Origin of the sequence: Halalkalibacterium ligniniphilum, assembly GCF_000334155.1 — a bacterium.
In the GTDB taxonomy this organism is placed as follows: domain Bacteria; phylum Bacillota; class Bacilli; order Bacillales; family Bacillaceae_D; genus Halalkalibacterium; species Halalkalibacterium ligniniphilum.
Genome location: NZ_ANNK01000033.1, coordinates 1 through 2728, shown reverse-complemented (window position 1 = coordinate 2728; position 2728 = coordinate 1). Strand labels below are relative to the sequence as shown.

The following is a 2728-nucleotide window of genomic DNA, read 5'->3' as shown; positions in this document are numbered from 1 at the left end:
TCCGCTTCATTTTGTGGAGAGTACTGGCTATGTAAATAAATCCGTCGATGATCTTTTTGTAGCAATAAATTTGCATGGTCATTTTTCGTTACAACTTCTGAAATATCATCCAAATATTTAATATTTTTGATTTTTTTTACATCTTGATAAATATCTGGGTATAGTTCGCTCAATAGTAATACGTTCTTTTCAAACATTTGAGGAACAATTCCTTTCTTTTTTAAAAAGAGCTAGCTTTCTCTGCTAGCTCTTCCCTATAGAATCCTATTAACTTAATAGCTGAAGAACAGCTTGCGGAGCTTGGTTTGCTTGTGCTAGCATCGCTTGAGCTGCTTGGTTAAGGATATTTGTTCTTGTGAAGTTCATAACTTCCTTCGCCATGTCTACGTCACGAATACGTGATTCAGCAGCTTGTACGTTTTCAGATGTATTATCAAGGTTTTTAATAGTGTGCTCTAAACGATTTTGGTTAGCCCCTAAACTAGAACGAACGCTAGAAATCGTTTTAATTGCTGCATCAAATTTCGCGATTGCTGAAGCCGCATTACCATGGCTTGCAAAAGTGAAACCAGTTAATGAAAGCTTCGCAGCAGTCATTGTTTGAATTGAAATTTGAATTTTCGTACCTTGGTCAGGACCAATTTGTAGGTTACCTACACCTACAGTTAACGCACCGTCCAAAAGGTTCTTTTCGTTGAATGTTGTTGTTGTAGCAATGCGGTCAACCTCTTTAATTAATTCATCAACCTCAGCTTTGATCGCTTCTCTATCTACTGCAACGTTTGTATCGTTCGCTGCTTGAACCGCAAGCTCTCTCATTCGTTGTACAATCGCTTGTGTTTCTTGTAGTGAACCTTCAGCAGTTTGGATAAGTGAGATACCATCTTGCGCGTTACGAGAAGCTTGATTTAATCCTCGAACTTGGGCACGCATTTTTTCAGAGATTGATAGACCCGCAGCATCATCACCAGCACGGTTGATACGAAGACCTGAAGAAAGCTTCTCCATTGCCTTTGCACCTTGGTTTTGGTTGATGCCTAGCTGACGATGAGCGTTCATTGCTTTTAAGTTATTATTAATGATCATAAAAATATTCCTCCTTGAATTTTTCCAACCACGTCCTTGTGGTTGATAGTATCGCCTCAAGCGAAATGTCGGCCGCCATTTCGCTACTAGAGGTCTACACTTACTATATCGTCAGATTGTGACAAATGTTTTAACCCTTTTTAGCCGAATTAAAAAATTTTTTTATTTTTTATGTTGTAAGTACGCTTTCAACGAATCAAGCGTTGCGTTCACGGCATCGCTGTTCTCCTCCTGGATCGCTAAAAAGACTTCTTTGCGGTGAATCTCCACATGGCGTGGCGCTTGAATGCCGATTTTTACCTGTTCACCTTCAATGGAGAGGATTTTTAGCTCAATGTCATCACCAATTTGAATGGACTCATTTTTTTTCCTGGAAAGGATGAGCATGTTAGTTGTCCTCCTTCGCAGCCGCTACTTCCTTTGGAAAAAGGGGATGCTTGCGTTCATAAGAGCCCTCACTCACAACAATTTGTTTTCCTTTTCGTCTTTTTGAGTTGATCACAAGCGGACCTTGAAGATTGGCTGTCGTGTCTGTAAACGGGTCTTGAACTGTTAGGATAACAAAGAGAGCGACATCCTCCTCCCTTTCGATCTCAAGCTGTTCCACCGTGGCATCAGGAATTTTCACCTTATAGTCAGGAAAAAAATCAAAAGGATTAACAACAATAAACGCTATATCCTTTGTTGTTGCTGATTGTAAAACATAAAATGGTGTATCCTCATCAAACGGAAGAAGGACAAAGGTCTTCTCTTCCTCAAACGCGGGGATTCCAGCTTCAAATTCAATGATTCTCTCATCTGATACTTCTATTTCGCCACTGTATTTCGTTACGATTTTCATGTTAAGTCACCACACATTTTCCGTTTTTTTGAATTGTATCATACAAATTGTACGCAAAGACACCTGCATGAGTGGTTTGTCTTCTCACGGGGTGAAGATGGATGCTTTGGTCATGCTACACTTTTTCAACGGGGGATTTCTTCTTCGCATTACAAGCTCCGTCCCCTTTTCACTTTCACCAGTATGAGCGCACCTCTCCCCCACACGGATGAAAACGAGTGCGTCAGGTAACGCTGAGCAATCTTTCAATGCAGGCGTGTGAGCGACACGCTTCTTGCTTAGTCATCCTGTAAGCTCGTCCCCTTTTCCACAGAAAAAAGCCTCAGCTTTATTGCACTGAAGCTTTTTACAACCCACGATTCACTAAAGCCCCGACTGCTTGAAAGGAAATGCTTTCTTTTTGACGGAGGTATGTGTCAATTTGCCACTTCGGAATCTGGATCTCAGGCTCGTTCCTTGTGACACGGATATCTGTGTGATAATCGGGTACTGAAAATGAGAGTTCGCCCGGATCATAGTCGAATTTCACCTGAAATGCAGATGACGGCATATAGGCGATTACCGCTTTGCGCATCGGCTTTTCACTATCGGTCTTTGCGATATGAGCAAAGGCACCAAAGCCGTTCTCAATCTTCATCATTTGATCGCCCTGCTGTCGCTTTTTTGCAATATGCTCATTTACTGCTTGCTCTGACTTCGCCCAAAAATCATTGGCCATCCGTAGCGGTGTTTTTAAGTTCGCATCGGCAAAGGCGGCTGTCTGGTCAATATAGAGCTTGGAAGCACGACGGCTAATCTGAA

At 41.7% G+C, this 2728-nt stretch carries 4 protein-coding genes; all 4 read right to left on the bottom strand.

The window, feature by feature from the left end:
• Positions 1–267: 267 nt before the first annotated feature.
• On the bottom strand, positions 268–1086 hold the full coding sequence (locus BLT_RS0102520) for a flagellin N-terminal helical domain-containing protein (protein ID WP_017726245.1): 819 nt from the start codon (positions 1084–1086) through the stop codon (positions 268–270).
• Between the two features lie 162 nt (positions 1087–1248).
• Positions 1249–1473 carry a carbon storage regulator CsrA gene (gene csrA / locus BLT_RS0102515; protein WP_017726244.1) on the bottom strand — a complete coding sequence of 75 codons (225 nt, stop codon included), beginning with the start codon at positions 1471–1473 and terminating at the stop codon, positions 1249–1251.
• A 1-nt stretch (position 1474) separates the two neighbouring features.
• On the bottom strand, positions 1475–1927 hold the full coding sequence (gene fliW / locus BLT_RS0102510; RefSeq protein WP_017726243.1) for a flagellar assembly protein FliW: 453 nt from the start codon (positions 1925–1927) through the stop codon (positions 1475–1477).
• Positions 1928–2273: 346 nt separating this feature from the next.
• Positions 2274–2728 (bottom strand): DUF6470 family protein (locus tag BLT_RS0102505; protein WP_017726242.1); only part of this gene is annotated, 455 nt, incomplete at its 5' end.